The organism is Streptomyces sp. GbtcB6 (assembly GCF_019091475.1).
Taxonomy (GTDB): domain Bacteria; phylum Actinomycetota; class Actinomycetes; order Streptomycetales; family Streptomycetaceae; genus Streptomyces; species Streptomyces hyaluromycini.
In genome coordinates, this window is record NZ_JAGXJL010000125.1 from 1 (window position 1) to 6013 (window position 6013).

Annotated in this window: 6 protein-coding genes and 1 pseudogene; 5 read left to right on the plus strand and 2 right to left on the minus strand. The window is 67.8% G+C overall.

Annotation, left to right across the window (positions count from 1 at the left end):
* A partial coding sequence (locus tag KVT45_RS54365) for a PadR family transcriptional regulator (RefSeq protein WP_217562444.1) occupies positions 1-469 on the plus strand: 469 nt, incomplete at its 5' end.
* A gap of 215 nt (positions 470-684) precedes the next feature.
* Positions 685-1374, plus strand: coding sequence for a class I SAM-dependent methyltransferase (locus KVT45_RS54370; RefSeq protein WP_217562446.1), 690 nt, complete (start codon positions 685-687; stop codon positions 1372-1374).
* An 11-nt stretch (positions 1375-1385) separates the two neighbouring features.
* Here the strand turns inward: KVT45_RS54370 and KVT45_RS54375 are convergent.
* Positions 1386-1850: pseudogene (locus KVT45_RS54375) on the minus strand (transposase); the annotation flags it as partial.
* A gap of 50 nt (positions 1851-1900) precedes the next feature.
* Here KVT45_RS54375 and KVT45_RS54380 point away from each other — a divergent pair.
* The 3 genes from KVT45_RS54380 (at position 1901) to KVT45_RS54390 (ending at position 5193) form a co-directional block, all read left to right on the plus strand.
* The gene (locus KVT45_RS54380) at positions 1901-3979 is read left to right on the plus strand and encodes an ISAzo13 family transposase (RefSeq protein ID WP_217562448.1); all 2079 of its coding nucleotides are present in this window, start codon (positions 1901-1903) and stop codon (positions 3977-3979) included.
* A gap of 111 nt (positions 3980-4090) precedes the next feature.
* A complete protein-coding gene (locus KVT45_RS54385; protein ID WP_217562449.1) occupies positions 4091-4633 on the plus strand; it encodes a winged helix-turn-helix domain-containing protein in 543 nt (180 codons plus the stop codon).
* A complete protein-coding gene (locus KVT45_RS54390; protein ID WP_254648730.1) occupies positions 4630-5193 on the plus strand; it encodes a transposase in 564 nt (187 codons plus the stop codon). Before KVT45_RS54385 ends, KVT45_RS54390 begins: the two co-directional genes overlap by 4 nt.
* Here the strand turns inward: KVT45_RS54390 and KVT45_RS54395 are convergent.
* Positions 5180-5794, minus strand: coding sequence for a hypothetical protein (locus KVT45_RS54395; RefSeq protein ID WP_217562453.1), 615 nt, complete (start codon positions 5792-5794; stop codon positions 5180-5182). The two genes, KVT45_RS54390 and KVT45_RS54395, sit on opposite strands and share 14 nt — an antisense overlap.
* Positions 5795-6013 lie beyond the last annotated feature (219 nt).

A 6013-nucleotide genomic window follows, 5' to 3' on the forward strand; every position in this document is an offset into this window, starting at 1 on the left:
GGCCGTCGAAACGGAGCGCGACGAGGGATATCCCGAACGCACCGTGTACCGCCTGACCGACACGGGCCGCGAGACCTCCCGCCAGTGGCTCGCCGAGATCATCTCGACCCCCCGCAACGAGTACCCCGAGTTCCCCGCCGGCCTGTCCTTCCTGCTCCTGCTGCCGCCCGAGGACGCCGCAGAGCTGCTGGAGCAGCGCGAAGGTCGGCTCGCGCAGCGCGTGGCCGAACTCGACGCACAGCTCGCCACGGAACTCGGGGGCTACGGCGTCCCGCGCGTCGCGCTCATCGAAAGCGAGTACCTGCGCGCCATCACCCACGCTGAACTGCAGTGGGTCGCCGCCGTTATCGCCGCCCTGCGCGACGGCTCCTTCGCCTGGGACTGGGCCGAACTCGAAGCCGCTGCCGCCTCGCGCACCGAACAGACCCCCGATGAACAGCCCCCGGCCGACCACGGCGCAGTGCCGTAGGCGCCCTACACCACGGAGCCTTGGAATCGCAGGCCGGTCTAGCGTCGCGGACATCTCCTTGACTCGATTGAGGCAGAAGTACGGTCCGTAATACCAACCACACGCAGGCTCGGACGCGGGACGGCGGTTAGGGGAGCAATAGTCAAGACCTGTGGATGGGACCTTGATCGGCCAAAGAGGCCGCCCGCGGGCGCTTGGGGTCGTAGCATCCGTTCGTGGACTGGAGCGCCTGGCACGACCAGTATGACGTTGCCGACTCATCAATGGCACGTCGCCTGCAGACGGTTCAAGGACGGATCCTTGCGGCCCTGTCGGAGGCCCCGGCTGGTGAGGTGAAGGTGGTCAGCCTCTGCGCCGGGGACGGCCGTGATCTGCTGGAGGTTCTGGCCGCTCACCCGCGCCGCGACGATGTGCGGGCCAGGCTCGTCGAGTTGGACCCGCGGAGCACCGCCGTCGCTCGGGAGAGAGCCGACCGGGCAGACCTGCGGCAGGTTGAGATCGTGACCGGCGACGCCTCCCTGATCGACCACTACAAGGACATGGTCCCGGCCGATCTGGTTCTCGTCTGTGGCGTCTTCGGCAACATCACCGACCCGGACATCGAGCGCACCATCGCAGCCTGCAAACAGCTGTGCACGACTGACGGCACCGTCATCTGGACACGTCACCGCCGTGTCCCCGACCGGGTCCCACGGATCTGCGATTGGTTCGAGACGCAGGGGTTCGAACTGCGGTGGCTGTCAGCCGTGGAAGCTGGATTCGGGGTCGGCGTGCACCGATTCGCCGGCACCCCTCAACCACTGCGCCACGGCATGCGGCTGTTCGAGTTCGTGGGTTCAGACGTGCTCCGTCAAGCGGAGGCGGCCGAGGCCCCCGAGGCGCCGACACCCCGCCGGCCGGACTGAAAACGAGGCGATTAGGCAGCGTCGGCCTGCGTTCGCTCGATCAGGAGGCCGTTCTCGAACTTGGCCCCGGAGCGGACCAGAGCGACGAGGGAGGCTCTGGTGATCGCGCGCCAGCGGGCCTGGGCGGACTCGAAGAGCTTGAACACCATCGCCAGGGCGGCTGCCGGGCTGCCAGCGCCGCGGGTGACCTTAGTGCGGAGCTTGACCGTGGAGAACGTCGACTCGATGGGGTTCGTGGTCCGCAGGTGGACCCAGTGCTCCGTTGGGAAGTCGTAGAACGCCAGCAGCTCGTCCAGGTCGTCGGTGATCTTCGCGACGGCCTTGGGCCACTTCGTGCCGTAGGTGCGGGCGAACGCGTCGATAGCCCTCTCGGCATGCGCGCGGTCCTCGGCGTTGTGGATCTCCCGCATCGCCTTTGTCGCGCCAGGCTGTGCGGACTTCGGCAGGCAGTTCGTGATGTTCCGAGCGCAATGAAGCCGTAAAGAATCAAGGTGCTGCTTTACAGGTGTGGGATCGTTGTCAGGGTATGGCGGTTCCGGAGGAGATCTGTTCCCAACTCCAGTGCAGGTTCTCGGTGTTGTTGCCGCATCTGAACGAGCGGCAGCGGCGGCTGGCCTTGGCCACCGAGGCCCGACTGATCGGGCATGGCGGGATACGGGCAGTAGCGCGGATCGCGCAGGTCAGCGAGACGACCGTGCGTCGTGGCGTTTCGGAGCTGGAAGCGGGGGCCGGGCCCCTGCCGGACGGCCGAGTGCGTGCACCGGGCGGAGGCCGCAAGCGGGCTGAAGCCAACGATCCCGCCCTGCTCCAAGCCTTGTTGGGCCTGGTCGAGCCGGACGAGCGGGGAGATCCTCAGTCTCCGCTGCGGTGGACGACGAAGTCGCTGCGCAACCTGGCCGAGGAGCTGACCCGGCAGGGGCACCCGGTGTCCGCGCCGACGGTGGGTCGGCTGCTCAAGCAGGAGGGCTTCAGCCTGCAGGCGAACGTCAAGACCCTCGAGGGTGCCCAGCATCCCGACCGGGATGCCCAGTTCCGCTACATCAACGAACAGGTCAAGCAGCACCAGGCCGACGGTGAGCCGGTGATCAGCGTGGACACGAAGAAGCGGGAGCAGATCGGACGGCTGCCCATGGCCGGCCGCGAGTGGCGGCCCAGGGGCGAACCGGTCGAGGTGGAGGACCATCACTTCTTCTTCAGCGGCCCGGACGTTCAGCAGGCGATCCCGTACGGGATCTACGACATCGCCCGCAACACCGGCTGGGTCAACGTCGGTGTCGACCACGACACGTCGGTCTTCGCGGTCGAGTCCATCCGCCGCTGGTGGCGCTGTCGCGGCAGCCTCGACTACCCGAAGGCGGCACGGCTGCTGATCACCTCGGACGCGGGCGGCTCCAACGGTTACCGCTATCGGGTCTGGAAGAGCGAACTGGCTGCTCTGGCCGCCGAAACCGGACTGGCGATCACGTTGTGTCACTTTCCTCCGGGCACAAGTAAATGGAACAAAATCGAGCACCGGCTGTTCTCCCACATCACCCACAACTGGCGCGACAGGCCGCTGACCAGCCATGACGTCGTCATTGAGACGATCGCCGCCACCCGCACCCGGGCCGGTCTGCGCGTTGAGGCCCACCTTGATCCCGGCGACTACCCCACGGGCATCGCGATCAGTAAGGATCGCTTCGCCGCGCTGCCGCTGGTCCGGCACGAGGTCCACGGCCAGTGGAACTACACCCTGCTGCCCGAACCATCTGCGCCGCAGGCCCTGCCCGCCAGCGAGGCGCACGGCGTCTCCGGCCGGCGCCGCGAGCTTCTGGCCCGCCTGGCGGACCCCCGCCTGACCGGGCTGAGTAGTACGGAACTCGCGGGTCTACGCGCCGAGTTGGCTCCGCTGCAGGCCGCTCGGTCCCAGGAACGCTACAGCGAGCAGCGCGGCGGACGAGCCCGGCGCGCCACCGGCAATCAGCGGGCCAAGCCGCTGTTCGACGACGCCGCCCGGGTTCTGCTTACTCTCCTCTACCAGCGACAGGTCTGCTCGATGAAGCTGCTGGCCGACATGCTGGAGGTCACCCCTGAATGCGTCGGCCACCTTGTCGCCGAGACACGACGTGTCCTGGAGGACCACGGTCACCAGCCCGGATACGCTCCCAGCCGGTTCACCAGGGCGGACGCGTTGATGGCCTTCCTCGACACCGACCAGACCCCGCCGCGCACCCGGATCATGGAGAGCTTGTCCCATCCGCGGCTTACCGGCATGTCCCGCGCGGAGCTGGATGAACTCACCCGCCGGCTTGCCCCACGCCAGATCGCCCAGGTTGAGCGGGCCTCCTACCAGCGCCGGGGCGCTGAGCGCCAGCCGGGCAGCCGCGGCGGCGTCTTCCCCCAGAAGCTCAGCGACCGAGAACGCGTCGTGGTCGCGATCCTCTACCTGCGGAAACTGTGCACCCTGGACGTCCTTGCCGACGCGCTGGGGGACGTGAGCAGGTCCTCGATCGGGAACGTCGTCCGCGAGATCCGGCCCCTGCTTGCGGAAGGCGGACTTCTCCCGCCCCCGGCCGCCACCCGCTACCGCACCGCCCCCGATCTCCTCGCGGCCGCGGACGAGTAAACCGACACACCGACACATTGATTCTTTACGGCTTCAATGCGTCTAGAGATCTTTAATGGTTGGGGTTACGGGGGTCGTGACGGTTGTCGTGGGCCGCGCTATGCCGGAGAGATGAGGTATCCCGATGGCGGTGGGCTGACGGCCGAGGAGCGGGATCGGCGTGAGCAGGTCCGGCTCGCGGCGGCTGACTTGATCGAGGCCGGGGCCAGTAACGGGGAGGTGGCTCGGCGGTTCAGGGTGACCAGGATGTCGGCGAACCGTTGGCGTCGGGCCTTGGCCACGGGCGGCCGCCAGGCGCTGGTCTCCAAGGGGCCCGGTGGCGCCAGATGCAAGCTCGATACCGACCAGCTACGCGTGCTGGAGGCGGTGTTGGAGGTCGGTCCGGCCGCGTCGGGCTGGAGTGACCAGTGCTGGACGCTGGTCCGCATCGGCGAGATCGTGCGGCGCCGGTTCGGGGCCGAGTACACCCTGGCCGGGCTGGATCTGCTGCTGCACCGCATTGGCTGGAGCGTGCAGGTCCCGGCCCGCAAGGCCACCGAGCGGGACGAGGCGAAGATCGCCGCCTGGAAGGACGAGCGGTGGCCCGTCATAAAAAGAAGGCGGCGGACTTGGGCGCCGGGCTCTGCTTCGAGGACGAGGCAGGTCAGGGCCTGAGGCCGCCCAAAGGCCGCACCTGGGGCCGCCGAGGCCGCACCCCGCTCGTGAAGGTCACCGCCGCGGGCACCAAACGGGTCTCGATGGCGGCGTTGATCTGCACCAAGGCCGGCCACCGGCCACGGCTGATCTATCGCATCCACCTCGACCGCGGCCCCGCCAAAGACCGACGCAAGGGCTTCGCCGAGACCGACTACGCCCACCTGCTTGATGCCGCTCACCAGCAGCTCGGCGGCCCGGTCGTGCTGGTCTGGGACAATTTGAACACGCACGTCAGCCGCACCATGCGGCGGCTGATCGACGCCCGATTATGGCTGACCGTCTACCAGTTGCCGCCATACGCTCCGGAGTTCAACCCGGTCGAGGGCGTGTGGTCGCACCTGAAACGGTCGCTGGCCAACCTCACCAAACACAGCCTCGACGAGCTCACCGTACTGGTGAAAACCCGGCTCAAACAGATGCAGTACCGACCCGGCCTCATCGATGGCCTCATCGCCAAAACCGGCCTCAACCTCCAACCGCCGCATCCCCAGGCGTTAAAGATCTCTAGAGGGCGCTAGGGGGCAGCAAGTGCGGGGCACGGTTGCCGAGGATGCCGAAGATCAGCTCCTTCGCCAGGCCGCGCAGTTCCGCCAGGAAGGCGGCATCGACTTGGCCCTCCCTGGCCCAGATGCCGGCGAGGGACTCGGCGCAGGCCTGGGCCAGGTCGCTGTTGAAGTCGCCGTCCCGGATGGCCCTGATCAAGGCCGCCTCGACGAACGGACCAGACAGGAACTCCAGACCCGACGCCGCGTCCTCCTGCTCGTCCTCGCGCGCCGTGGGGTCTTCGAGGAGGCATACGAGCAGAACCGCGCGCTCCTCGTCCGGGATCTCCGGATCGCTCCACACCGGGCCCTGCGACGAGACCGCTGCCGAGTCCTCTTCCGCACTGCGGTGCCGCTCCTTCCTGAGCAGCCTTGCCAGCCAGTTCCTCATCTGGAACAGATCCTCGATTCCGTCCACAATTGCCCTCGCCGATCCCGCTGCCGACCACAGCCCGACCTGCCCGCCGAGGGAGCTGGCCCTGGCGCCGTAGCCCGCGCTCGCAAGCCGGCCCGCCAGGCTCGCCCCGTCGTGCACGGCCGTCTGCGTGCGCTGGGCCGCTCGGCGGCGTCGCCACATCGTAGATGTCGTATGCGACAGCTGTGGCGAGCAGCAGCCTGCCACCGATGGCGGTCGACCTTGCCAAATCGATGGCTCCGCGCGGCGCCCACGGCCCGCCGAAGGGGATGTGCTCCTTCGTAACCCCAGCCGTTAAAGATCTCTAGGGCGTGTTTGAGATGTTGATCTTCACTGTGAAACGATCTTCGGGTGGCTCGCGGTGATCTGACAGACAAGCAA